Origin of the sequence: Rhodococcus sp. Leaf225 (assembly GCF_001426145.1) — a bacterium.
Taxonomy (GTDB): Bacteria; Actinomycetota; Actinomycetes; order Mycobacteriales; family Mycobacteriaceae; genus Rhodococcoides.
On record NZ_LMRN01000021.1, the window covers coordinates 61,026 to 84,982 of the forward strand.

Here is a 23,957-nt window from a genome sequence, read left to right on the forward strand (position 1 = left end):
CGTGTCCACTCGCGTAGCGGAGCTCTACGCCGACTTCGAGATCCGCGGCAACCCCGATCAGCAGATGGAACGCACCCGTCGCACCGCGGGGCAACTCGGTGACGCGGCGGACCAGTCCGGGCAGCGGATGCAGCGCGCCGCCACGCAGGCGGAGCGGGCATACCAGCGTCTTGAGCAGGAGACGCAGAAGGCGTACCGCACCGCGCAGACGCAGGGATCTGCCGCCGCGACTGCCGCCGAGCGCGTCCGCATCGTCGAGGAGCGCGCCGCCGCCGCCGTGCGCGAGCACGGCGAGGAGTCCGAGCAGGCTCGGCAGGCGACGGAGCGGCTGACCCGCGCCCGCCGTGATGCCGAGCGTGGCGCGGAGCGCGCCCAGGCTTCCACCGACACGTACACGGCGTCGCTGCGGCGTCTCGAGGCGCAGCAGCGTGACGTCTCGCGCGCGGCGGAACGCGCCGGCCGTGAGATGGAAGAAGCGGCGCCCGACCCGTCGCGCATCGACGGGTTCATGGACCGACTCGGCACGGCCGGACAACGACTGTCCGCGTTCGGCGCCGAGCACGGGGGCGGCATGGGCGGGGAGTTCCTGTCGTCGTTCTCCGAGCGAATCTCCGGTCTCGGCGGCAAAGCCGGACCCATCGGCGCGGCCCTCGTCGGTGTCGCCGGTATCGGTCTGGCCGCGGGCGCGTTGCTCGCGTCGAGCCTGCAGGACGGCATGGAGCGCGAAGCGCAAGTCGACGAGATCCAGGCGAAGCTCGGTATCGGCGCGGAGGCGGCAGGTCGGATAGGTCGCGCTGCCGGCGACGCGTACATGGGCAACTTCGGTGAATCCGTCGGCGAGAACATGGACGCCGCGCGCGCCGCAATCCAGTCCGGCCTTCTGACCGGTGAGGAGTCGCAGCCCGAGATCGAAGCGATGATCGGCAAGCTGTCGACCGTCTCCGGAATCATGGGTGAGGAGATCCCCGCGATCGCGAAGGCGGCCGGGCAGGCGATCAAGACGGGACTCGTCACCGACGGCGCCGGGGCGATGGACCTGTTCATCGTCGCGCAACAGCGCGGGCTGAACACCTCCGAGGACTTCCTCGACACCATCAACGAGTACGGCACCCAGTTCCGCAAGCTCGGACTGAACGGCGCCGACGCCGCGGGTCTCATGTCGCAGGCGATGCAGGGCGGCGCCCGCGACGCCGACGTCGCAGCGGATGCACTCAAGGAGTTCTCGATCCGCGTCGTCGACGGGTCGGAGACCACCGCTACCGCGTTCGAGGCGCTGAACATGAACGCCGACGACATGGGTGCGCGGTTCGCCGCCGGTGGCGACTCCGCGCGCACCGCCATGGACGAAGTGCTCGACGCGATCCGCAACATCGAGGACCCCTTGGAACGCGGCAAGGTCGCGGCCGGACTGTTCGGCACCCAGTGGGAAGACCTGGGCGGCGCGTTCGACAAGTTCGACCTGTCCACGGCCACTCGCAACCTCGGTGAGGTCGCCGGTGCTGCCGATAAGGCCGCAGACACCCTGTCGGGCAACGGTGCTGCCTCATTCGAGACGCTGCGCCGCACCGCCGAGGAAGCGACGATGGGCGTGAAGACGGCCCTCGCCGAAGCGTTCGGTCCGGGTGTCACGGACCTCACCGAGAAGATCCTCGAGAACAAGGACGAGATCGTCGCGTTCTTCGCTGACACGCTCGTCGCCGCTCTCATGTTCGCAGAGGGGCTCGGCACGGCGTGGTCGGGGACCATGCGGGCAGGCGCGTTGCTCCTCGACGGTGTTGCGGTCACGTTCGGTGGGGTCATGGACTGGATCGGCACCGCCACCAGCGCCATCGGCACGTTCCTGTCCGTCGTCCCCGGTATGGGCGACGTCGGTGCGTCATTCCTAGCCGCCGGTGACACGATCGGCGGGCTTCGCGACAAGCTGAACAACGCCGCGGACACGAGCCGGTCGATGGCCGACACGTTCGACGAGACGGTCCTCCCCGTGCTGCAGAACATGCGGGAGGGGGCCGAGTCCGCCGGCGAGCAGGCACGGTTGGCCGCGCAGGGCATGGACATCCTCAACGGCTCCGTCGTGGCCATCCCCGACGAGGCGTCGGTCGTCATCAACGACAACAGCCCGGAAGCGGCGCAACGTCTCCGCGACCTCGGGTTCATCGTCGAAGAGATCCCCGGCAGCAAGAACGTGCGCGTCACCGCTGACACTGAGGATGCCGCGGCGCGGTTGCAGGAGATGATTCGTCGAGCTCAGAACCAGGAAGTCGCTGTTCGAGTCGTCTACCGCGACCGCGCGGGTAACGAGGTCGCGCAGGGCAACGGCGGCCAGAAGGTCACGAACCCGAACGGCGGCTACACCGTCAACGGTGCCCAGCCCGGCGCGGTCACGTACGCCGACGGCGGTATCCAGAACCTCCCCGCCGACGCCCGGATCCAACGGAAGCAGCTCATCCAGTGGGCCGAGCCCGAGACGGGCGGGGAAGCGTTCATTCCCCTCGCGCCGATGAAGCGGGGCCGGTCGACGTCGATCCTGTCCGAGGTCGCAGGGAAGTTCGGCTATCAGCTCCTCAAGATGGCCGACGGCGGCATCACCGCCCAGGATCTCGTCGCACGCAGTCAGTCAATCGAGGGCGCCGAGTACGTGTTCGGCGGGTGGGACGGAACCTGGAACACCGACTGCACGGGTGCTGCGTCCCGGCTGGCGAACATGGCCGTCTACGGCGATCCCGACACCGGCGGCCGCTTCGCCACGGGTAACGCTCGCGAGGCGTTGTCCGCGCGCGGATTCGCTGAGGGATTCCGTCAGGGCGCACTCAATATCGGGTGGTACAACGACCCGGGCGGCCCCGGTGGTGGGCACGCGGCGTCGACGCTGCCCGACGGCACGAACGTCGAGATGGGCGGCGCGCGCGGAGACGGACAGTTCGGTGGCGGTGCTGCCGGCGCGCAGGATTTCGCGAACATCATGCATTACGCAGTGCAGGGCAATCCGGCGCCGTCCGAGCTCGACTCGCCCTCGGCGCCGGCCGTCGGTGGTCAGTCGTCTGACTCGTCAGGTGCGAGCTACGCGACAACTGATTCGACGTCTGAGGACTCGACCGATGGTCAGCGAGTCTTCGTGACGAACTGGCCTGACGGTTCCAGTGCGGAGCCGAGCGACGGGCCGAAGCCGAGGGCGATCGCCACCGCGACGTTCTTCGCGAATGGCGGCGTCGAGAACCACACGGCGCAGATTGCCGGCGCCGGTGCCATACGGGTGTGGGCGGAACCGGAAACCGGTGGCGAGGCGTACATCCCGCTCGGCCTCGCGAAGCGCGCCCGGTCCCGCGCGATCTGGCGGGAGACGGGACGGCACCTCGGTATCCAGCAGTTCGCCGAGGGCGGGTTCGGTGGCTATTCGGGTCCGGACACCACGGACTACATGAAGCCCCGGAACCTCTACGAGGCCGCATCGCTCGCGACGGGTCTCGGGTTCACCGCGGCGTCCGTGTTCGGCAACTACCTCGACATGGCGTCGTCCGGAACGGTCGACCTGTCGAAGCTGACCCCGCAGTTCGACACGTCGAGCAATTCGATCCCCGGTGCCGACAAGGCATTCCAGCAACTCGTCGCGCCTCTGGAAGAGATCCTTGCGACGTTGAAGAAGGGCGGACTCGTGAAGGTCGACGCAGACGTCAACACCTCGACCGGCGCCGTCGGCATCAAGTTCGACGCAGCGGGTATCGCGTGACCCTTCGGCCCGTCCGGTACCGGATGGTCGGCGTCGACGGCTCGGAGTTCCCGTTCGTGACGATCGGGGAGGAGTCCTTCGAGACTCCTCTCCGGTTGGCGAAGGACCCGGGCGGTCTCGGCGGCGCACCCGGCCGCCACGACGACGACCAGAACGTCGACCAGGCCGGTGTCACGTGGCGTGCCCGGATGTTCGAGCCGAACGTCATCACCCTCCCGATCCGCTTCGGACCGCTCGACGCGGGGGAGGCGGCGCTGGACCGATACTGCGAGTACCGCGACGCGATGGGCGACGGCCGACAGGTCGGCGAGTTCCACGTCACCTCCGTCCGCCGCGGTATCCGCCGCGACCGGTTCCAGTACTGGCGCCTCCCGGACGGTGCACTGCCCGAGGCGAACTACTCCGCGGCGGTGAACGTCGGGTTCGTCGACGAGGGCGACGTGCAGCTCCGCTCCGACGAATCGTGGTGGCGTCAGGTGCCGGTGGAGAAGACGTGGACGGCAGCGCAGTTCGCTGGCGCCTCGGTGCCGAACGTCTGCGACGACGACGTGTGGCCGTACTTCGAGATCACCGGTCCGATCACCAATCCGACGTTCGGAGTCGCCGGTGAATCGATCACCATCCTCACGACGATCTCGGCCGGGCAGGTGTGGAAGATCAACACGGACCCGAACCGGTTCCAGATCCTCAACGCCGCGGGCGTCGACGTGTCGTGGGTGCGGGCGTACTGGCGCAAGCGAGCACCGCGCCGGACAGCGGCGTCGCTGAACAACGGCACCAGCGACGTCGCCGTCACCCTCGGCGGTAGCGGCACCTCGGCGGCGACGCGCGTCAAGATCGTGCTGCCGCAGGTGTTCCGGAGCGCCCTGTGATCGGGGCACCCGGGTACGCGAAGCCGAACACGATCCCCACCGACGGGTTCGACATCCGCTTCGGCCGCCGCTCGTCGGACCGGCGCCGCATCGAGTGGACACCGTGCGGGTCGTACAAGGCCGCGTCGTTCTCGTGGGACTGGAAGGACCCGGCGGCGTTCTCGATCGACCTCAAACCCGATCATCGCCTCGTGCCGTACATGACCGGGCTGCGCCGCAAGGCCGTGCACGTCCAGATGACGCACAACGGCATCCCGTTCACCGGCCGCGTCATGACCCGCAAGGTCGCCGGGAAGCCCGGCCGCGAGACGGTCACCCTCTCCGGGTTCGACAACAAGTTCCAGCTCAAGCGTGCACTCGCCTGGGTGAATCCGCTGTTCCCGCCGGAGCTGCAGATCGGTCTGACCGGCAAGCAGGACATCATGGCCGGCGAGCCGGACTTCGTGCTGAAGTACTTCCTCGCGAAGAACATGATCCGGCTGCACAAGCCGATCTACGCGGCGCTCCCGCTGCACCAGGTGACGAACGACCTCCCGGATCTCGCCGACGTCAACAGCCTCGACGACCTCCTCGGTCTCGTCACCGACTCCCTCGCGCAGATGTGCGTGGTGTCGGCCCGCTTCACCCCGCTCGACGAGCTGTTCAAGCTCACCCGCGACCGCCTCGATTTCGGGTACCGGATGGACCTGTGGGACGGGTACGGCGACCGGCCGCAGGTGTTCAACACGTCGGGGCTGTCGCAGTTGCAGTCCGTCATCGATGCGACGAGCGACAACTTCCTCAACTTCCTGAACCCGAACAACTACCTCGGGCTCACGGATCCGGGGTCGTGGGGGCAGATGGACCGGGCCGGGTACATCTTCGACACCCGGGCGAAGCGGGACATGCGGCACATCCAGTGGCGCACCGACGGTGGGCAGATCGAGAACTACGAGCTCGAGGAAACCCACGCGGACGCGACCCGCGCGATCGTCGGCGGCCGCGCCCCGGAGATCCTGAACCAGGTCATCGAGTGGGCCGCGAACTTCGCGATCCAGCTCCTCATCACGGCGATCGCACCCGGGCTCGGTCTCGGGTTCGTCGTCGGTGACCTGTTCGACGACATCTTCTTCGCGTACCAGCAGTTCTTCGACGAGGACCTCGAAGACGACATCGGCATCGACGACGCGTTCGGCGAGGTGTTCGCCGACAACACCGCGGCGTGGTCCCTCGACTCGTACGCCGTCGGCAAGGGAGCACTCAAGGACCACTCCGGGTCCGAGGCTCTCCGTCTAACCGTCGACACCGGCAACCCGGACGGCTACCGCTTCGGCGCGCTGGACGGATCGAACAAGCGGTACGACGTCGGCGACATCCACACGGTCTACGACCGGGGCACTACCGCTGAGCAATTCGTGTCCGCGGTGACCATCTCCGACGAGCGGGACGGCCGGATGGTCGAGGTCCCGACGCTGGGGGAGCCGAAGCGTCTCGGCGGCCCGTGGGAGCGGGCGATCAGCGGTCTGCAGAACTTCGGGCAGTTGTCCCGCGGTCTTGCCAACAACCGATAGGAGTGACCATGGGCGACATCGTCCTGCCACACAACGTCAGCATCATCCCGCAGGAGACCTACTACTGGTGCGGTCCTGCGTCGTGTCAGGTGGCCCTCGATGTCCGCGGCATCGGGTCCACCGAGCGGGACCTCGCGAGCCAGCTCGGCACGACGACGAACGGCACGAACCACATAGGGCTCGTCGCCGCGCTCCTGAATCGGAACGTCCCCGCGGACTACGTCGTTCGACAGATCCCCGGCAACGACGCCACGCAGGCGCAGAAGGATCTGCTGTGGTCCGACGTGAAGGCGTCGATCCTCGGTGGCTACGCCGTCGTCGTGAACGTCGTGGTGCCGCCGTCGAACTACCCGCGCGGCACCCGCGGCGAGCGACCGGCCTACGCAGGTGGGACGGTGTACCACTACTTCACGGTCGTCGGATGCAATCCCGACACCCGCGAGGTCCTGGTCGCGGACAGTGGCTTCCGTCCGTACGAGTACTGGATGAACGTCGACCAGCTCGCGTCGTGCATCGCAGGCAAGGGGTACACCGCGACGCCGAATGTCGCGCCGATCCAGCCTGCCCCGCCCGTCGACACCCGCTCGCCCGCGGACATCGAGTTGTCGAAGCGCTTCCAGTCGAAGTCGAAGTACCGCACCAACGACGACGCGATCGACAGTCTCGCCGGGATGATCCTCAACATCGACGGCCGCGTTCACGAGCGCTCCGTCGAACGCCAGCGCGGCGAGCGGTAATGGTCACCGCATCGACGATGCACCGCGCGTTCAGCGCGGCGAACTCGGTCGGCCGGTACGCAGCTCTCGCCCCGTCGTTCAACGAGGCGATGCTGCTGGCCGGGATCACCACCCGTAACCGAGCAGCGATGTGGTTCGCCCAGCTCGGCCACGAATCGATCGGGCTCAGCATGTTCCGCGAGCTGTGGGACCCGACGCCCGATCAGCGCACGTACGACGGCCGCATGGGCAACGACCAGCCAGGCGACGGATTCCGCTACCGCGGACGCGGCGCCATCCAGATGACCGGCAAGAACAACTACCGGAACTGCTCGGTCTGGGCGCACGCCCGCGGCGCCGTCCCGACGCCGACTTACTTCCTCGACGACCCCGCGGCCGCCGAGCGGGACGAATACGTGTTCCTCCCGGCCGTCTGGTATTGGACGACCCAACGAGACCTCAACGGCCTGTCCGACCGTCGTGACCTTGTCGGCGCGACGCGGGCCATCAACGGCGGCACGAACGGTCTCAAGGACCGCGAGCGCCGCTTCGCCCTCTGCGACTCCCTGGGAGACGCACTCCTACCCGAGAGGATCACCATGTCGTACGCCGACGACGAACTGACCAAGAAGTTCCCCAGCCGATCGAAGTACCGCGACAACGACGACCCGATCGACACCCTCGCTGGCATGGTGCTCAACACCGACGCACGGATCCACGAGGAGTTCGTCGAGCGTGAGGCGGCGAAGGGCCAGCAGTGGGCGATCGACCTGGTGCGCCGCGAGGCCGACAAGGGCGACGTCGGCGCCAAGGCCGCTCTCGCGAAGGTGGCGAAGTAGTGGGCGCGGGCACGCAGCCGACCGGCTACGAGGTTATCGCCAACGTCTTTGCCGAGCGATTCCGCGGCGAGATGGAGGCGCGTCTCGCTCCGATCGAGGCAGAGGCACGCACGCGTCTGGATGCCGCGGCCGCGGACGCCGCAGCGCGGGTCGACGAACTCGTTGCTCGCGCTCGTCTCGAGGCTCCTGCAGTCGTCGGCCAGGTACTCGACACGGTGCCGAGCGTGAAGGCAGACGCTCGGAATCGATCGTGGCGAACCCTCGTCCAGGGTCTCATCGCCACCGTCATCGTCGGCGTCGGTGGCGCAGTCGGCCAGGCTGTCGCCGCACCAGGCTTCGACATCACTTCGTCCGCAGCACTCGGGACCGCTGGCACCGCGGCAGGAACGGCGGCTGTCGCCGCGCTGATCGCATACGTGCAGCGCTTCATTCAGCCGCCGAAGGCCTGACATGTTGGGCACCCGGCTGACAGCCGGAGTGTGCGGGCTGATGCAGGTCGCCGTCGGCGCCCTTTACCTCGGCCCCTCCCAACTCGTCCGCCGGCCGCAGCCGCCGGACCAGATCAGCCTCGTCGTCTACATCGAGCAGGCCGGCCCGTACTGGGTGTTCCTGTTCGCCGTGACCGGCGTGTTCCTGCTGACGGCGGCCGCCCGGGGGAAGGGCTTCGTCGTCGCACACAGCGTGTCGATGGTGGCGTGGACGTTCTACGGCCTCGCCATCTTCTTCGGTGCCTGGTTCTCCGAACCACCGACACCGGTACTCGCCGCCACCATCGCGGTGTTCATGGGATTCATTCACGTCACGTTGGCGCTGGGGGCCGCAGAGAGGGGCTACCGGTGAGCCTGGCTTCCACCACGATCCTGTTCGCCGACCCTGTCCTCACCACCGAGAACGTGGGTGTCGCAACAGCGCTCATCGTCGCCATCGCCGGCGGCATCGCCACCGTCCTCGGCGCGAAGTCGAAGTCGAAGCTCGACGCCCTCGCCCAGGTGATGAAGGAACGCGACGAGGCCCGCGAGGAACGCGACGAGGAGAAGCGGCTGCGCGTCTCCGACCGGACGGACCTCCGCGCCGAGCACGACGTCGAGATCCAGCGACTGAACCGTCGGGTCGCGATGCTTGAGGCTCAGGTCGACGAGCGTGACGCCGAGCTCAACACCGCGGACCGGCTGGTCCTCGCGTGTCGCCGCTACATCACGAAGCTCGTTGCGGCACTGATCGAGCGGGGCGGTTCGGTCCCCGAGCGACCGTCCGAACTCGACACGTAGAGGGGACACTGTGCCGTTCAAGTACCCGCCGCGGACACCGTCGGCGCAGCCGAACATCGTCGGTATGGTGTTCGACGCTCTTGCCGACATGCTGTCCGAGGTACCGATTATCGGCGACATTCTGGCGTTCATCGCGTCGCTGTTCGGGCGCACGTCCACGTCAAATGCTCGGCTGTCGCGGCTTGAAGCGATCGTGTCGAAGGGCGCCAGCGGTAGCGACATGTTCAACCGTGTCGACTCGGCGACACTTGGCCAGGGCCCAGGAATGCCGGGCCCGTGGGTGACAGGCGGCAACGGGCCCGCACTGGGTGTGTTCGGCAACGCGGCGGCGCTGCAGGAGTCGATCGCACCGCAGGCAGGGCGTCGGTGGGCGCGATACCCGGTCGTGGCGTCGACATCGGCAATGGCCGTGAACCTCGGCGTCGACGACCGGGCACTGTCCTCCGACGACCTCACGACGATCATCGTCTGCGCAAACCAGGAGTTCACCGAAGGCATCGCAGCCAACGTCTTCGGCGCCGGCGTCTACCTCGCCAGGTTCGCCCGGTCGGGCAACACCTGGACGTTCGCCGACTTCGCGCAGGACCCGGCGTACAAGATCGAACGCACCCAGTCGATCGATCTTCGCGCGAACGGGACTGGAACCTACTCGCTGTGGGTGGAGAACCAGCAGGTCCTCTCGGGCACGTCGGACCTGCCGATCGACGCGGCGCACCGGTGGGGCGGCTTCGCGATCCGCATGAGCATCCCGTTCCCGTTCGTCTACCGGTACGGGTGGCGGGTCACGGTGTTCAGCCTCCGCTCCGAGTCGGAAACCTTCACAGCGATCGAGACCGTGGAGACGGTCGCGAACAACGCCGCCACGACCGCCGGGAGTGCGGCCACCACGGCTACCAACGCCGAGGCGGCCGCCGGCGCGGTGCTCGGCATCGCGGAGAACGCGGACGCGAAGGCCACCCAGGCGCAGGACACCGCCAACGCGGCACTCGACAGCGTGCAGGATGCCCTCAACGGCGCCCAGCAGACAGGCAAGGAGTTCATGGTCGCGTCGGCCGGCGTCGTGCTCGGCCGCAACGAGGTGAACATCGGACCGTCCGTCGTCGTCCCACCCGGCCGCGACTTCCGCGCCACCTCGGTGACCTACGGCCTGGAACAGAACACCGGCGGTATCGCCATCGAGCTGCTCAAGATCTCACCGACGCGTGCGGCCACGGTCATGCACACCGCCAACATCCCGGCGAACCAGCTCGAATACCAGGCGACCGGACTGAACATCCCCGTGGAGAACGGATACCGCTACGCCTGCAACGTGATCGGTCTCGTCGGCCAGGCGTCGGTGCTGCTGTGCTCGGTGGACGGGGCGCTGCTGTGAGCTATCTGATGCGACGCACACGGAAGGCGCTCGCTGGGTGGGTGGACTCCCTGCAAGGGCGGAGCGAGAACCCGCCCCTGCAGCCGTGGCGACCGTGGGGTGACCCGCGCACGGTGTCGATCACCCCGGCGGGGATGGTGCTCGGCAACGACGGCGGGTGGTTCCAGCCCAACCCCGACGGCGGTATCGGCTACGAGCACATGCCGCTCACACCAAACTGGGAGTTCGAGTTCACCAGGGCACTGGCGTCGTACACCCAGGACGGACGGTTCGTCGTCTACATCGACCGCAACTGGACGGCCGGCGGCAGCGCGGCGGCCACGAGGTATCAGACGTACCTCGAACTTGAACGCGACACGGACGAGAAGGAGAACGACGACGGCACCACCACGCGGACAGTGCGCCGTCGAGTGCAGTTGTTCCTGCGAGAGAAAGGCGCATGGTTCATCGCCGGATCGTTCGGTGCGACCCTCGACAACGGACAGTGGTCGAAGCCCATCGCGGTGCGGGTGCGGGTGTACCGCGACCGCGTGGTGATCGTGTGGATCGATGGCACGCGGTATCTGTTCGGCGACATCACCGATGCCCGGTACAACTTCACTGGTGGTCAGCGCTCGGCGAACTTCACCCAGCAGTCCGGGCCCGTCGTCACGCTGACGAACTTCGCGACTCGCGACGTCGCCGGACTGCGGTCGAACTGGATCAGTCACTTCTACGACGACTTCAACCGACCGGACACCACGACCGTCGGCAACGGATGGCAGAACGCCGGTGGCGAGTACGGCATCTACAGCGGCGCGCTGTCGATGCAGAGCCCATTCCTCCCGCCGGGGGACGGCTTCCGCCGAGCGTGGCGCGGCCCGGCGCCGTCGGAAAACATACGCGTCGAGGTCACCTTCGGCGGCGGCACGAGCAAGCCGGAAGATCTTGCGTCCGCGTTCGTCGTGGTCCGCGCGAACTCGGCTATGTCGTCCGGGCTCGCGTTCCGCATCCAGAAGCAACAGATCACCCTCATGAGGATCACGGGAGTCCCGACGTCCTCGGGTGCGTTACTCGAGCTCATCGGCCAACGGATCCCGTACATCCTCGACAACCCCATGAAGCTCGCCTTCCACGTCGACGGTGACCTCGCGTGGGTCGACCGCATCGACGGCGGCCGCAACGAGTGCCTGTTCTGGTGCGACGGGGTGGCCGGCCAGGTGCTGGCCGATCAGCGGTACTACGGCGCCATCCATCAGCGGTTCGCGTTCACCAACCCGGCCCCGTTCAACGACTTTCGCGTCCTCAACGCGGCGTAGCCCTCAGGAGGCACTGTGACAACGATCAGCGACACCCTCATCGGCCCGGACGGGTCAGCCGACTGGGACGAGGGATCGACCATCCGCTTCGAAGCCGACGAGCCTCGAGACGTGGGCGGGAAGATCCTCACCACCCGACCGGAACCCGTTCCCGTGAACACGGACGGCACCTTCAGCGCGACCTTGCAGCCCGGTCGGTACACCGTCCGAGTGCGCTCCGGGAACAGCCTCCGCGAACAGATGGGCCCGTGGCCGATCGTCGTCCCCGCCACGGGCACCTCCCGGCTGTGGCCGCTGATCGCCGTCGCCGTCGGCCAGTCACCCGACATCAGCTACCAGCGGCTCCTCGCCGCCGTGCAGGCGTACCTCGAAGCGAACCCCATCGAGGGCGGCGGAGGAGGAGGGCTGACCGAGCAGCAGATCGCGACCGCAGCGACGACACCCGGGGCGCCGATTAAGACGGCACTCGACACGACTTATGCACCACTGTGGCAGGCGGATACCGCGTACCCCGCGGGTGCTCGGGTGATCAACCCGACGGGCGACATCGTCACCGCGAAGGCGGCATTCACTTCCGGCGCGTCCTACAGCGCCGCGAACTGGAATCTGGTGCGCGCAGCCCTCGTCCCGGACGGCATCACCTACAACCCGGACGGCACCGTCGCCAGCTCGACGTCGGGTGGCATCACGACCGCCTACACCTGGAACGCGGACGGCACCGTCAACACCGAGACCAGTCAGGGTCTCCGCAAGACCTGGACCTACACCAACGGTCTCCCCACCTCTTCGACAGTGACGGCGGTCTGACATGGACGTAGTAACCCTCGGCATCGCGGCGGCGCAGGCGAAGAAGAAGTACGCACGGCGTGGCGATCAGTATCGCTCCATCACCCAGCGTGAGCCGTCCCTGGTCTCCACGGTCCACCCGTCCCCGCCCACCGTCTACACCTACCCGCAGGCGTCGAACCCGATCGCCAACCCTGTCTCCTGGTACCCGCAGGCGGGCGGCATCGAGCTGCTCGGGTGCATCCCCTCGGTCCCCAACGGCACCACGTACCCGACGACGAACGTCATCAACGGCAAGACCGCCGACGCCGAGAAGATGGCGTGGGGACCGGGTTTCACCCTGTTCGGCAACCAGGTCGCGATTCGGTGGCGCTCTGCCGTGGTCAACGCCTACCAGCACGTCGAGGTCGACGGACGACTGCTCACCCTGGACCCCGTCCTCCCGGTGGGGCCGGACGGCCAACCGTTCGCGGTCACGGCGAACACTTACTACGTCACCGTCCTGACGTTCGCTCAGGTCGGCGCGTACCGGATCAAGTTCCTCGGTCGTCGCTGGGGCATCAGGGACGTTCTGGTGGCACCCACCGGCGCGATCGCACCGCTGAACGAGAAGCGCCTCAAGGTGGCGTGCGTGACCGCGTCGTTCGGCGCGGGCGGCGCGGGCGTGAACTCTGAACTCGACGGGTGGCCGTGGGGATTCGGCCGAGCACTCGGCGTCGACATCGCGCAGGCGAGCATCCCCGGTTCGGGTCTTCTGGCGTCGGTTCCCTACGGTGACCCGTCGCGGACTGTTCCGCTGTTCCAGTACTACCCGGATGCGCTCGCGCTCGAACTGGCCGGCAATGATCTGGACAGCTTCACGCCGCAGCAGATCGCCGACGCGCTTACCGCGTACCTCGCTCTGCTCAACACCAGCTTGCCTGGTGTCCCGGTCGTGGTGTTCGGGATGCCCCCGCGCAACGCCGCGTTCTCGTCGAACGCGACGCTCAAGGCCGCGGCCCCGATTCTGCGCGCCGCGGCGATGGCCGCACCGAACGTCATCGGGTACCACGACTACGTCGACACCGACTCGACGGTCACCACCTACACGGCAGGTGCGAGCTACGCAGTGGGGGCCAAGGCCCTCTACTTGGGCAGTGTCGTGACGTGCCGTGTGCCGGTCGCCAGTGCCCCCGCAGTGCTGGACTCGGCGTACTGGTCCTACGCGTCGCACTACACAGGCACAGGTGTGGCGCTCGACAAGACTGTGGCGACCGTCGCGACCACCAGCGGGTCTGCCACGATCACCACCGCCTCCGGTGCGTTGAACGACAACGACCTGGGCGCGACTGTGACCGGCGCGGGCATCCCCGCCGGCACCACGCTGGTCTCCCGAACGAATGCCACCACCGCAGTGCTCAGCGCTGCGGCCACCGCGACGGCCTCGGGCGTCTCTGCGGTGTTCTCGAAGCTCAAGGGCGATGGCAATCGCGACGTGCTGGTGTTCGCCGACGGCACACATCCCACGGTGCTCGGACAGAAGGGGTTGGCGATGCTCTACGCCCGCGACTTCCGCGCTGACCTGGTCGGTATCGGACTGGGGGCGTGACCCGTCATTGATGGTCGGCGGTGCGTCGGGCGTGGGAGGATCTTGGTGGCGGTGAAGTAGTAACCCGAAAGGGTGAACGGAGTGGGTGGCCCGGGAGAACGACTCCGGTAACCACGTCGGTTCGAGCCCGACCTCCGCCACGTCGAGCGCCGTGGCGAGAATGGCCGAGGATGCCACGGATTACGACCAACTATTCGAGGTCGGGCGGGAGTCCGGGGTCGGTCTCGATGGCGGCGATGACGTCGACATCCTGGTACTGCCTGGTCCAGAAGTCCTGGCGTTGCAGCCGGCCGCACGAGTCGCAGCGGCGGTAGCGGATCTCGGCGTCGATCAACTTGCCCCGGTCGAGCCACTGCACGGGTCGTGTGGCGACCTCGGCCCATCGGTGGGATCGGAGGCGGCACCGCATCGTGTTCACGCGCGCGATTCGTAGCGGGTCACTACCGGGATGGGCGCGGTTTGTGATGAGGGCTGGGAGGCCGGCGCCGATGTCGATCCTTCGCACGTCCCGAAGTGTGGCAGGGAACCAAGTTTCCGCCCCGGTATTGGAGGGCGTGTCGGTCGTCCGAATGACCCGCGCATAACGCGAGGTGTGGTCTGGGAGGGGTCAAGGCCGAGGGGTTGATCGAGCTTCGTGCTGGCGCCGCCGAAGGAGCTGAAACACTGCGAATGCCATGATCGCGCCGCCGGCGGAGTACACACACGCCGATGCGATGATCACTACGTTTCGGGCGTCGTCGGACAGGTCGTCGGGAAGGCCGGGGAGCGACCCCATGATTCCCAAAGTTCCGGCGACGCCAAAGACTTCGCCGATCAGCAAGACACCCCAGCTCGACCCCAACCCCCATCCAATCGGAGGGTTCGCTATCTCACCGATGCGCCTCTCGATGCTCGCCTGCAAAGCCGGTTTCGACGACCAGGTGTCGGGCACCTTGTTGAGCAACTCCATATCAGTTGTCAACTGCGAACGGAGATCGTTCGAATCCAATCGAGCCTTGAAGTACGTTGCGCCAACGCCGATGAGAGGCACAAGCACGGCCGCCGCGAACACCAACCAATCGTTCATCTGAGCATCTTCACACGAGTCATGTCAGAAGCCGCACAGTGAGCGCAAGGACCCACTCAGCTCGCTAATCGTGGAACTATCGACGTATGGAATTGCTGACGGCAGCCGTTGTTGCCATCCTGTCAGGCGGCATCGCCGGTGGCCTCGTCAAGTGGGGACAGGATCGCTGGACCAGCAAACGGGACCGGCGGCGAGAGATTCTTACCCAAGCGCGTAGCGGGGCAGACGACCTCGTTGCGGCGACGGAACCCGTGCAGAGCCTCGTCTACTACGAAGGCATGCCGCCCCCCGAACCGTCACAGGCGGCAATCCTCAACGCAGCAAACGGAGCGGCGTCGCAGGAATGGTTCATCGACATTCGGGAAGACTTGGCGCAGGAACATCGGACTTTCATCGACGACGGTCCTTCCAACCGCCCAGGCAATGTCAGTGACTACCTCCTGGAGGCGGCCAAGCGGCTGCGCACCGAGTGCGCGCGCCTTGAACGAGATTGGAAGCTGCGGTAACGGCAAGCTCAATCGTCCGGTGGCCGCCCGTCTCGCCGGGTCTCACGCCACCAGTCCCGCAGCGGTCCGTCCTCGGAGACGAGACGCCGGTGCGCGCGTAGGACTTCGATGACCTCGTCAGGCGTCAGCGGTTCGTCGGGCACGGCCATGTTCGGTAGAACGCACCTCGGCACTGTCCGGTTCCGTCAGACTCCGGTTCCGCTGCTGAGGTCGAAGCTGCCCCACGACGGGGTGGGCTTCGGCTCGGTGGTGAGCGCGGCCTTCACGGCTCGTTCGAGCTTTGGCTTCGGCACGGTGGGGGAGTAGGCCGCGGCGTCGCACTGGGCGGCGAGGCGGTAGTACGCGGGGTCCATGCGGTGTCTGGTGCCGGTCTCGGCGGCGAGGCGGTCGGCGTGCTCCTGGGCGTGCCGGCGGACCTGCTCGGCTGCGTGGGTCCAGTCCACCGCGCCCTCCTCGATGTGATGCGGGGCCGAGTGCTTCCCGGGTGACCAACACGGGCCGGCCACCACCACTCGACCCCGCGTGACACACGATAGCGAACACATGTTCGAACGACAAAGCCCCACCCCTCACGGCTGAGGGGCGGGGCTCCTTCTGCGTCTCAGGCCTCCGTGTCGGCCTTCCGGGGCGGTGCCCACTGGTCGATGGTCTCGGGCAGCCAGCCGTACCAGACGCGGCCGTCGAGCCCGATCTGCGCGTCGGCGTCGGGGAGTTGCCCGCGGCGGGCGTAACCCTTCACGGTGTTGATGTTGTAGCCGGTGCGCTCGGCGATGTCGCTGATGGACAGGTAGGTGATCATGAGTCTCCTGATGGGAATCGAGGCCGGTTACCTATAGACGATACCCGATAGGGTGCAATACCGCAAGGCGTGAACCGAGAAAAGAAATATTGATTTCGGGTAGACAATGCACCCAACTGGGTGCTAAACTATAAACATGACGAAGACAGAGATCATCGAGAGCCTGATCGAGACGATCACCGAGGCCGGGTACGACTACCACGACTACAGCCTCACGGAGACCGCTGGCCGGATCGTCCGAAGCCACCAGGACGACATCGAGATGGGCGAGGCCGCAGAGGGAACTCCGGCCAGCCTCCCGGACGACGGGACGGTGTGGGAGTGGCTGAACGAGGCAGCCCACCGGGAGAGTGCACCCGACCTCCTCCACCTGGCAGCCTGAGGGGGAGGGGGAATCCCCCTGCCGCAGGGGTTGCACTATTGCACCCTATAGGGTATCGTCTATAGGTAACCGGGCTTCGCCATAAACGCTACCGCTCGCTCAATTCCGAAAGCGCGACCGTCGGGTCGGACAGCTTCCCGCTCACCAAGCACCCGTACACCCACTGGCGGCCGTTCAGCGCCGCGGTGCCACGCACGTCCCACTCGCCACTGTTCGACCGGATCGATGTCTGGTTAAAGCGCACATCGTCTCCCAGTCGGTCCTCGACGGTGTCCTCACACACGACGCTGGCACCCGTCGACGAGATCGGCCCCTCGGTGCGGGGCGCGCTCCGTGTTGTCGTGACGGCCGCGGCTTCCTCGCCCTCGTCGTCCTCCTGGCCGAGCCCGAGCAGCGACCCGATGCCGGCGAGCAGCACGATGCCCGCAGCGATCGCCAGGAAGATCCGGAGCCCGCGGTTCCCGCCCGCCGGTGGCTGCGGTGCGCCCGCTCCCGGCGAGGTGCTTGGGGTGGCCTGGTTGGTCCACTGGCCGCCGTCCCAGTAGCGCTGGCCACCAGCGTTGGCGGGATTCGGGTCGGAGTACCAGCCGGGGTTCGGTGTCGTCATGGATGAATTGTCCCGGGCGAACTGGCCGCGGCGTGCGGGCACTGGCCGCGAGGTAGTTCCGTCGTGCAAGTAACTATCTCCAAGTCCGTTCTTCGGGACCATTCACCTCGCGAGGTGTGGGCAAAATGTGGGCACGGGCGCGCTTCGGGCCGCCCAATCAGGCGGCAGAACGTGGCCTCGGAGGTCTCCACTTACTCTCCACTTTGGGAGCAATAGGGCGGGGTTACGCGGCAGAACGCGGTACCGCTGACCTGTGAAGGTGCGCGTCGAGAGGGTCTGATCAGTGCAGGTCAGCGGCGCTATTCGCTGCCTAGTAATCCTGCGTGGTGCCCCCGGCAGGATTCGAACCTGCGACCAAGGGATTAGAAGGCCCTTGCTCTATCCCCTGAGCTACGGAGGCGCGCATCGGTGTCCGATGCGCCGTCGAGTGTAGCGAGACGCTGCGCCCTGCCCGGGCCGGAGGTGCGGCTTAGACTTCTCGCTCCGAGGGAAGGCAGCAGGCGTGCAGGACGTGATGGACCAGGTGCTCGCGGCGTGGCGCGCGGGGGAGTCCGTGGGCGTGGGCACCGTGGTGCGCACGTTCCGATCGGCACCGCGTCCGCCGGGTGCGTCGATGGCTGTGCTCGCGGACGGCAGAGTCGTCGGGTCGGTGTCCGGTGGCTGCGTCGAAGGCGCGGTGTACGAGGCCGCGCAGAACGGTGAGGCGGGTCTGCATCGCTATGGAGTCAGCGACGACGATGCGTTCGCGGTGGGTCTGACTTGCGGGGGCATCCTCGACGTCTTCGTCGAGACCGTGTCCCGATCGACCTTTCCGGAGCTCGGCGCGGTGGCGTCGGCGATCGCGGAGCACCGGCCGGTCGCGGTGGCCACAGTCCTCGAGCACCCCGATGCTGCGCGGGTCGGTACTCGCCTGGTCGTCGACCCGGTGGCGGCGTCCGGCACGCTCGGGTCGCCCCGCGCGAATGCCGCGGTGATCGACGACGCCCGTGGCCTTCTCGAAGCGGGCCGCACCGACGTCCTGCACTACGGCCCCGACGGTCAGCGGCGCGGCGAGGGAATGACGGTGTTCGTGAACTCCTTCGCGCCCCGTGCTCGCATGATCGTGTTCGGTGCGATCGACTTCGCGTCGGCGGTGGCGCGTCAGGGTGCGCTGCTCGGCTATCGCGTGACCGTCTGCGATGCGCGGCCGGTGTTCACGACAACCGAGCGATTCCCGACGGCCGACGAGGTGGTCGTCGAGTGGCCGCACCGCTACCTCGAGCGACTGCTGGCCGAGGGTGAGATCGACGAGCGCACCGTGATCTGCGTACTGACCCACGACCCCAAGTTCGACGTGCCGCTGCTCGAGGTGGCGTTGCGGCTGCCCCGCGTCGGCTACGTGGGGGCGATGGGGTCGCGGCGGACCCACGACGATCGGGTCGCGAGACTGCGCGAGGTGGGAATCGGCGACGACGAGCTCGCGCGACTGTCGTCCCCGATCGGGCTCGACCTCGGCGCCCGGACACCGGAGGAGACGGCGGTGTCGATCGCGGCGGAGATCGTCGCGAGGCGTTGGGGCGGGAACGGACGGCCGCTGGGGGAGCGCGAGGGACGCATTCACCATTGACGCCCCTCGCGAGTACGTCCGAACTGCTGCTGCAGCACGGAGGATCACGACGTTTCCGGCGTACTCGCCGGAGGGGGTGACGTGTGAGTTGCGCGTCTACTACGTCCCGTAGGTGCTGCGATGCCGGTCACCTCCTACCCTGGAGGTATGGCAACGACTGAGGCACCGCGTTCCGCGACCGCGGAACCGGACGGTGGGGCGCGACGAGCCGGATCGGCAGGCGTGTTCGCGAGTGCCGGACTGATCGCCGCGGTGGTGGCCGGCCTGATCGTCGCACTGTCCGCGTCGCAGGCGTTGGTCCTGCTCGGCATCCCGGATCCGGGTCCGGTGACGACGTACGGTCTGCCCGCTGTGCGCGCGCTCGGGGAGGTCGCGGCCGTCATCGCCGTGGGCTCTCTGCTGCTCGCAGCCTTCCTCGTGCCGCCGCAGAGATCGGGCGTCCTCGACATCGACGGCTATCGCGCGCTGCGCACCGCGTCGTCGGCGGCAATCGTGTGGGCGGCCTGCGCGATCGTGCTGGTGCCGCTGACCCTCTCGGACACGTCCGGTCAGCCGGTGTCCGAGGCGCTGCGTCCCGAGAACCTGTGGTCGGGCCTGTCGCAGATCGAGTTGGCCCGCGCGTGGCAGTGGACCGCGATCATCGCGATCGTGCTCGCACTCGGGACACGTGCCGTGCTGCGGTGGTCGTGGACGCCGATCCTGCTGGTGGTCGCGCTCGGCTCGCTCATGCCTCTCGCACTGTCGGGGCACTCGTCGTCCGGTGGATCGCACGACGTCGCCACCAACAGCCTCATCCTGCATCTTCTCGCCGCGTCGCTCTGGGCGGGCGGACTGTTCGCCGTCCTGGCGCATGCCCGTCGCGCCGGCGCGCACACCGATGTCGCGGCGCGCCGCTTCTCCGCGGTCGCCACGGTGGCGTTCGTGGTCATGGGTGTCAGTGGAGTGGTCAACGCCTTCGTCCGCGTCGAGCCCGCAGATCTGTTCGACACCACCTACGGCCGACTCGTACTCGCCAAAGTCGTCGCCCTGGTCGTCCTCGGCGTGTTCGGCTACACCCAGCGTCGACGCGCCCTGCCCGCGCTCGCCGCGGACCCGACGTCGCGCGCGAATCTCGTGCGTTTCGCCGGTGCCGAGGTACTGGTCTTCGCGGCCACGATCGGGCTCGCGGTCGGACTCTCCCGGACACCGCCCCCGCTGGGGAGCGCTCGGGAGCTGACGCTCACCGAGGCGGAACTGGGATACGACCTCACCGCGCCCCCGAGCCTCGGGCGTTTCCTCTTCGACTGGCGGTTCGACCTGATCTTCGGCACCGCCGCCGTCGTCATGGCCGTCGTCTACCTCCTCGGCGTTCGTCGACTGCGGGCCCGTGGCGACGCGTGGCCGGTGGGTCGCACGATCGCCTGGGTCCTGGGCTGCGCGACGCTGCTGTTCGCGACGTCGTCGGGTGTCTACCGCTACTCGATGGCGATGTTCAGCGTGCACATGGGCTCGCACATGGTGCTGTCGATGCTCACCCCGGTGCTGCTCGCGCTCGGCGGCGGCGTGACCCTGGCCCTACGGGTGCTGCCTGCGGCCGGCCGGGACGGTGTGCCGGGACCGCGCGAGTGGATCCTCGAGGCCCTGCACAGCCCGGTGTCCCGGTTCCTCACCCAGCCACTGGTCGCGGCCGTCATCTTCGTGGGTGGCTTCTACGCGCTCTACCTCGGCGGCATCTACGGCGCGACCGTCGACTCGCACGGCGCCCACCTGCTGATGAACGCGCACTTCCTGCTGAGCGGCTACCTGTTCTACTGGGTCGTCATCGGCGTCGATCCGGCACCGCGTCGACTGTCGCCCGTGACCAAGCTGGCGATGGTGTTCGGATCGCTGCCGTTCCATGCCTTCTTCGGTATCGCGCTGATGAGCACCGAGACGGTGATGGGCCAGACCTTCTTCCGCGGCCTGTCGCTGCCGTGGAACTCCGACCTCCTGGCGGATCAGCGACTCGGCGGCGGCATCGCGTGGGCGACGGGCGAGATCCCGCTGATCCTCGTCATGCTGGCGTTGCTGGTGCAGTGGTCCAACACGGACCGGAAGGAAGCGGTCCGCACGGACCGGGCGGCCGATCGCGACGACGGTGCGGACCTCGCGGCGCACAACGCGATGTTCGCGGAGCTGGCGCGCCGCGAGCGTGAGCGCAGTTAGAAGACCAGACCGCGCAGGGCGAGGAAGCGGAGTCCGCCGACGAGGGCGGTGACTCCGACCAGGATCAGGGCCGACAACGCGGCGCCGGCGGTCGGCAGTGCGACGTCGAGCGCGGTCAGCGCTGCGGTGCTGGCGCCCAGACCGATGAGTGCCAGTCCGCCGCCCTCCCACTGCGCGGTGAACCAGCCCACCCGATCGGCGGCGTGGAACGTGAGACGGCGGTGCAGTTCGTTGGCGAGAACGGTCGACGCCACTGCTCCGACGGCATTGGCCACGATGGAACCCTCGCTGTGCATCGCGACGAACACGGCGACGTAGAGGACGTTGCTGAGCCCGCCGACCAGTGCGAAGCGGACCAACTGGGGGAACGCTCCGTCACTGCGCAGCGCCACCAGCATCGGATGCCCGGGGTGCGAGGGAAGCACGGGGGAGACCACGTTGTCGATCACGACGCCCTCCCGTGCAATCTGCTCTTGACGCTGACGATCTCGTCCGGTGTCAGCGCTCGACCCGGCAGGGGCACCGACCGATCCGGCACCGCCGCGAGGGAATCGATCACCAGGGCGAAATAGCGTCGCCAGTTGTCCTCGTCCACCTCGTCTGCAACCTCGGCGCCGGCCACGATCATCCGCACCAGGGTGAAGAGGTCGCCGGGCTGCACGTCCGGGCGGAGCTTCCCGGCCTTCTGGGCGCGCTGGATGAGAGTGTCGATGGTCGGTTCGAGCTTGGACCGGACTGCCGCGATGCGGTCGAGGCCGTCGTCGCACCCGAGGACGACGTGACCGAGACCACGGTCCGCGGCCATGTGTCGACACATGAATTCGAAGAAATCGACCATCGCAGCCCAGGGATCGTCGGCCTCCGCGGCCACCTCTGCGCGGCTGAGCACGTCGACCAGACGCTGCTCGAGGATGCCGTCGATGAGTTCCTGCTTGTTGGCGAACCGCCGGTACACGGTGCCCACACCCACCCCGGCGCGCGCAGCGACATCGTCGAGCGTGATCTCGAGACCCTTGCGTGCCAACAACTCTCGCGCACAGTCGATGATCTTGAGCTTGTTCCGCTCGGCGTCCGCTCGAAGCGGCTTCGCCGCTGTGGTGGGTTTCACAGTCCGTTTCGTCCTGGTTCGTCGGTTAACCGGAGGGCATACCTCCGCATCGCTGCTATCGTCTTGCTATCCGGAGCGTACGCCTCCGTATAGCTCCCATTTCACGCCGTACCGAAGCGAGGATCAATGTCTTCCACCACATCCGACGTCGGAAACGTCCAACCGACGATTCGGTCGAGCGCGCACGACGCGCCCGACCGCACTCGCTGGCTCATCCTGGGCGTACTCGGCCTGGCCCAGCTGATGGTCGTGCTCGACGCGACCGTCGTGAACATCGCGCTTCCCGCCGCACAGCTCGATCTCGGCTTCGACAACGCGGACCGCTCGTGGGTGGTCACCTCCTACGCTCTGGCATTCGGCAGCCTCCTGCTGCTCGGTGGTCGACTCAGTGACCTCTTCGGTCGCCGCACCACGTTCCTCGTGGGACTCGTCGGCTTCGCGGTGATGTCCGCCGTCGGCGGCGCAGCCGTCAACTTCGGCATGCTGGTCGCGGCCCGTGCGGGACAGGGTGTCTTCGGCGCCCTGCTCGCTCCCGCAGCGCTGTCCCTGCTGACCACGACGTTCACGGATCCGAAGGAACGTGCGAAGGCGTTCGGCATCTTCGGCGCGGTCGCCGGTGCCGGCGGCGCCATCGGCCTGCTTCTCGGCGGTGTGCTCACGGAGTGGGCGAACTGGCGCTGGAGCCTGTACGTCAACTTGATCTTCGCGGGAATCGCGTTCGTCGGCGGCTTCCTCCTGCTGGCCAAGCACCGCGCCACCGAGCGTCCGGTACTCGACATCCCCGGCACCCTCACCGTGTCCGCGGCGCTGTTCTCCATCGTCTACGGATTCGCGCACGCCGAGTCCGACGGGTGGAGCAACGCGGTGACCATCGGTTTCCTCGCGGTCGGTGTGGTCCTGCTCGGTGTCTTCGTCTACCTGCAGACGCGGGCGACGCATCCGCTTCTCCCGCTGCGCATCGTGCTCGACCGCACCCGCGGCGGCGCGTACCTCGCGGTGTTCGTCATCGGTGCCGGCATGTTCGCCGTGTTCCTGTTCCTCACGTACTACCTGCAGAGCACGCTCGGCTACACGCCCATCACCACCGGGTTCGCGTTCCTGCCGATGATCGCGACCCTCGTGGTCACGGCCACCGTCGCGACGTCGGTCATCCTGCCGCGCTTCGGGCCTCGCGTTCTCATGTCCGCCGGCATGCTGATCGCGTCGGCCGGCATGGCCCTGCTGACCCAGATCTCGATCGACAGTTCCTACGCCGCGCACATCCTGCCGAGCCTGCTCGTCATGGGCGTGGGCATGGGCGCCACGATGGCCCCGGCCATGCAGGGCGCCGTGTCCGGAGTCTCGCCGGACGACGCCGGCGTCGCCTCCGCGACCGTCAACACGATGCAGCAGATCGGCGGATCCATCGGTACGGCGCTGCTCAGCACCATCGCGGCGACGGCAGCGACGAACTACGCGACCGACAACCAGGCGGCCGTGGCTCAGGCCGCGGATCCGCAGGCCGCCGCGACGCTGCTCCGGATGAACGCGGAGATCGCCAGCTACACCACGACGTTCTGGTGGGCGTCGGGCATCTTCCTCGCCGGCTCGGTGATGGCAGCGCTGCTCGTCCGCTCGGGCAAGCTGCCCGACGGACCCGAGGGTGCCACCGTCGTCGCTCACTGACGTACACAGTCACCGGAT

24 protein-coding genes and 1 tRNA gene are annotated in these 23,957 nt (G+C 67.7%); 17 read left to right on the forward strand and 8 right to left on the reverse strand.

The window, feature by feature from the left end:
* Position 1 precedes the first annotated feature (1 nt).
* The 12 genes from ASG69_RS15420 to ASG69_RS15475 are packed head-to-tail and all read left to right on the forward strand — an operon-like array spanning position 2 to position 14,016.
* Entirely contained in the window at positions 2-3,727 is a 3,726-nt protein-coding gene (locus ASG69_RS15420; RefSeq protein ID WP_056446002.1) for a phage tail tape measure protein, read from the forward strand.
* Positions 3,724-4,599 (forward strand): hypothetical protein, encoded by an 876-nt coding sequence (locus ASG69_RS15425; protein ID WP_056446000.1) that lies wholly within the window; start codon positions 3,724-3,726, stop codon positions 4,597-4,599. The genes ASG69_RS15420 and ASG69_RS15425 overlap by 4 nt, the downstream gene beginning before the upstream one ends.
* Positions 4,596-6,149: a Gp37-like protein gene (locus ASG69_RS15430; protein WP_056445997.1), complete on the forward strand. Its 1,554-nt coding sequence runs from the start codon at positions 4,596-4,598 to the stop codon at positions 6,147-6,149. The genes ASG69_RS15425 and ASG69_RS15430 overlap by 4 nt, the downstream gene beginning before the upstream one ends.
* Before the next feature lie 8 nt (positions 6,150-6,157).
* Positions 6,158-6,886 (forward strand): C39 family peptidase, encoded by a 729-nt coding sequence (locus ASG69_RS15435; RefSeq protein WP_156380547.1) that lies wholly within the window; start codon positions 6,158-6,160, stop codon positions 6,884-6,886.
* A complete protein-coding gene (locus tag ASG69_RS15440) occupies positions 6,886-7,704 on the forward strand; it encodes a glycoside hydrolase family 19 protein (RefSeq protein WP_056445987.1) in 819 nt (272 codons plus the stop codon). Before ASG69_RS15435 ends, ASG69_RS15440 begins: the two co-directional genes overlap by 1 nt.
* Positions 7,704-8,153 carry a hypothetical protein gene (locus ASG69_RS15445; protein ID WP_056445985.1) on the forward strand — a complete coding sequence of 150 codons (450 nt, stop codon included), beginning with the start codon at positions 7,704-7,706 and terminating at the stop codon, positions 8,151-8,153. Before ASG69_RS15440 ends, ASG69_RS15445 begins: the two co-directional genes overlap by 1 nt.
* 1 nt (position 8,154) lies before the next feature.
* Positions 8,155-8,544: a hypothetical protein gene (locus tag ASG69_RS15450; protein WP_056445982.1), complete on the forward strand. Its 390-nt coding sequence runs from the start codon at positions 8,155-8,157 to the stop codon at positions 8,542-8,544.
* Complete coding sequence (locus ASG69_RS15455) at positions 8,541-8,972, forward strand: hypothetical protein (RefSeq protein ID WP_056445979.1); 432 nt, start codon at positions 8,541-8,543, stop codon at positions 8,970-8,972. The genes ASG69_RS15450 and ASG69_RS15455 overlap by 4 nt, the downstream gene beginning before the upstream one ends.
* Before the next feature lie 10 nt (positions 8,973-8,982).
* The gene (locus ASG69_RS15460; protein WP_056445976.1) at positions 8,983-10,344 is read left to right on the forward strand and encodes a hypothetical protein; all 1,362 of its coding nucleotides are present in this window, start codon (positions 8,983-8,985) and stop codon (positions 10,342-10,344) included.
* An 8-nt stretch (positions 10,345-10,352) separates the two neighbouring features.
* Positions 10,353-11,642 (forward strand): hypothetical protein, encoded by a 1,290-nt coding sequence (locus tag ASG69_RS15465; protein ID WP_156380548.1) that lies wholly within the window; start codon positions 10,353-10,355, stop codon positions 11,640-11,642.
* A 15-nt stretch (positions 11,643-11,657) separates the two neighbouring features.
* Complete coding sequence (locus ASG69_RS15470; RefSeq protein ID WP_056445972.1) at positions 11,658-12,449, forward strand: hypothetical protein; 792 nt, start codon at positions 11,658-11,660, stop codon at positions 12,447-12,449.
* A gap of 1 nt (position 12,450) precedes the next feature.
* A complete protein-coding gene (locus ASG69_RS15475; RefSeq protein ID WP_056445970.1) occupies positions 12,451-14,016 on the forward strand; it encodes a hypothetical protein in 1,566 nt (521 codons plus the stop codon).
* Between the two features lie 190 nt (positions 14,017-14,206).
* Here ASG69_RS15475 and ASG69_RS15480 read toward each other — a convergent pair whose 3' ends face one another.
* Both ASG69_RS15480 and ASG69_RS15485 read right to left on the reverse strand, forming a co-directional pair.
* Positions 14,207-14,374 (reverse strand): hypothetical protein, encoded by a 168-nt coding sequence (locus ASG69_RS15480; RefSeq protein ID WP_156380549.1) that lies wholly within the window; start codon positions 14,372-14,374, stop codon positions 14,207-14,209.
* Between the two features lie 249 nt (positions 14,375-14,623).
* Positions 14,624-15,082 carry a hypothetical protein gene (locus ASG69_RS15485; protein ID WP_056445963.1) on the reverse strand — a complete coding sequence of 153 codons (459 nt, stop codon included), beginning with the start codon at positions 15,080-15,082 and terminating at the stop codon, positions 14,624-14,626.
* An 86-nt stretch (positions 15,083-15,168) separates the two neighbouring features.
* On the opposite strand from ASG69_RS15485, the gene ASG69_RS15490 reads away from it, so the two are divergent.
* Entirely contained in the window at positions 15,169-15,588 is a 420-nt protein-coding gene (locus ASG69_RS15490; protein WP_056445960.1) for a hypothetical protein, read from the forward strand.
* Positions 15,589-15,773: 185 nt separating this feature from the next.
* Here ASG69_RS15490 and ASG69_RS15495 read toward each other — a convergent pair whose 3' ends face one another.
* Positions 15,774-16,031, reverse strand: a complete 258-nt coding sequence (locus ASG69_RS15495; RefSeq protein WP_156380550.1) for a hypothetical protein — start codon at positions 16,029-16,031, stop codon at positions 15,774-15,776.
* Between the two features lie 158 nt (positions 16,032-16,189).
* Complete coding sequence (locus ASG69_RS15500) at positions 16,190-16,387, reverse strand: hypothetical protein (RefSeq protein WP_056445954.1); 198 nt, start codon at positions 16,385-16,387, stop codon at positions 16,190-16,192.
* Between the two features lie 136 nt (positions 16,388-16,523).
* Here ASG69_RS15500 and ASG69_RS15505 point away from each other — a divergent pair, with 136 nt between their 5' ends.
* The gene (locus ASG69_RS15505; protein WP_056445951.1) at positions 16,524-16,769 is read left to right on the forward strand and encodes a hypothetical protein; all 246 of its coding nucleotides are present in this window, start codon (positions 16,524-16,526) and stop codon (positions 16,767-16,769) included.
* Positions 16,770-16,857: 88 nt separating this feature from the next.
* Here the strand turns inward: ASG69_RS15505 and ASG69_RS15510 are convergent, their stop codons facing one another.
* Both ASG69_RS15510 and ASG69_RS15515 read right to left on the reverse strand, forming a co-directional pair.
* A complete protein-coding gene (locus ASG69_RS15510) occupies positions 16,858-17,376 on the reverse strand; it encodes a DUF2510 domain-containing protein (RefSeq protein WP_162246775.1) in 519 nt (172 codons plus the stop codon).
* Between the two features lie 324 nt (positions 17,377-17,700).
* A tRNA-Arg gene (locus tag ASG69_RS15515) sits at positions 17,701-17,776 on the reverse strand.
* 114 nt (positions 17,777-17,890) lie between these two features.
* Here ASG69_RS15515 and ASG69_RS15520 point away from each other — a divergent pair.
* Both ASG69_RS15520 and ASG69_RS15525 read left to right on the forward strand, forming a co-directional pair.
* Positions 17,891-18,982, forward strand: a complete 1,092-nt coding sequence (locus tag ASG69_RS15520; RefSeq protein WP_156380557.1) for an XdhC family protein — start codon at positions 17,891-17,893, stop codon at positions 18,980-18,982.
* 147 nt (positions 18,983-19,129) lie between these two features.
* Positions 19,130-21,166, forward strand: coding sequence for a cytochrome c oxidase assembly protein (locus ASG69_RS15525; RefSeq protein ID WP_056445944.1), 2,037 nt, complete (start codon positions 19,130-19,132; stop codon positions 21,164-21,166).
* Here ASG69_RS15525 and ASG69_RS15530 read toward each other — a convergent pair.
* Positions 21,163-21,564 carry a GtrA family protein gene (locus ASG69_RS15530; RefSeq protein ID WP_155957030.1) on the reverse strand — a complete coding sequence of 134 codons (402 nt, stop codon included), beginning with the start codon at positions 21,562-21,564 and terminating at the stop codon, positions 21,163-21,165. The genes ASG69_RS15525 and ASG69_RS15530 overlap by 4 nt on opposite strands.
* A 47-nt stretch (positions 21,565-21,611) precedes the next feature.
* Complete coding sequence (locus ASG69_RS15535) at positions 21,612-22,274, reverse strand: TetR/AcrR family transcriptional regulator (protein WP_027505628.1); 663 nt, start codon at positions 22,272-22,274, stop codon at positions 21,612-21,614.
* A 126-nt stretch (positions 22,275-22,400) separates the two neighbouring features.
* Here ASG69_RS15535 and ASG69_RS15540 point away from each other — a divergent pair, with 126 nt between their 5' ends.
* Complete coding sequence (locus tag ASG69_RS15540; RefSeq protein ID WP_056445939.1) at positions 22,401-23,939, forward strand: MFS transporter; 1,539 nt, start codon at positions 22,401-22,403, stop codon at positions 23,937-23,939.
* The last annotated feature ends 18 nt before the right edge of the window (positions 23,940-23,957 follow it).

Bases quoted from the DNA above. Each gene is read 5' to 3' on its own strand.
- ASG69_RS15435 (WP_156380547.1), top strand. From the start codon at position 6,158: ATGGGCGACATCGTCCTGCCACACAACGTCAGCATCATCCCGCAGGAG.
- ASG69_RS15440 (WP_056445987.1), top strand. From the start codon at position 6,886: ATGGTCACCGCATCGACGATGCACCGCGCGTTCAGCGCGGCGAACTCG.
- ASG69_RS15450 (WP_056445982.1), top strand. From the start codon at position 8,155: ATGTTGGGCACCCGGCTGACAGCCGGAGTGTGCGGGCTGATGCAGGTC.
- ASG69_RS15465 (WP_156380548.1), top strand. From the start codon at position 10,353: ATGCGACGCACACGGAAGGCGCTCGCTGGGTGGGTGGACTCCCTGCAA.
- ASG69_RS15475 (WP_056445970.1), top strand. From the start codon at position 12,451: ATGGACGTAGTAACCCTCGGCATCGCGGCGGCGCAGGCGAAGAAGAAG.
- ASG69_RS15485 (WP_056445963.1), bottom strand. From the start codon at position 15,082: ATGAACGATTGGTTGGTGTTCGCGGCGGCCGTGCTTGTGCCTCTCATC.
- ASG69_RS15490 (WP_056445960.1), top strand. From the start codon at position 15,169: ATGGAATTGCTGACGGCAGCCGTTGTTGCCATCCTGTCAGGCGGCATC.
- ASG69_RS15500 (WP_056445954.1), bottom strand. From the start codon at position 16,387: ATGATCACCTACCTGTCCATCAGCGACATCGCCGAGCGCACCGGCTAC.
- ASG69_RS15505 (WP_056445951.1), top strand. From the start codon at position 16,524: ATGACGAAGACAGAGATCATCGAGAGCCTGATCGAGACGATCACCGAG.
- ASG69_RS15510 (WP_162246775.1), bottom strand. From the start codon at position 17,376: ATGACGACACCGAACCCCGGCTGGTACTCCGACCCGAATCCCGCCAAC.
- ASG69_RS15520 (WP_156380557.1), top strand. From the start codon at position 17,891: ATGGACCAGGTGCTCGCGGCGTGGCGCGCGGGGGAGTCCGTGGGCGTG.
- ASG69_RS15525 (WP_056445944.1), top strand. From the start codon at position 19,130: ATGGCAACGACTGAGGCACCGCGTTCCGCGACCGCGGAACCGGACGGT.
- ASG69_RS15530 (WP_155957030.1), bottom strand. From the start codon at position 21,564: ATGCTGGTGGCGCTGCGCAGTGACGGAGCGTTCCCCCAGTTGGTCCGC.
- ASG69_RS15540 (WP_056445939.1), top strand. From the start codon at position 22,401: ATGTCTTCCACCACATCCGACGTCGGAAACGTCCAACCGACGATTCGG.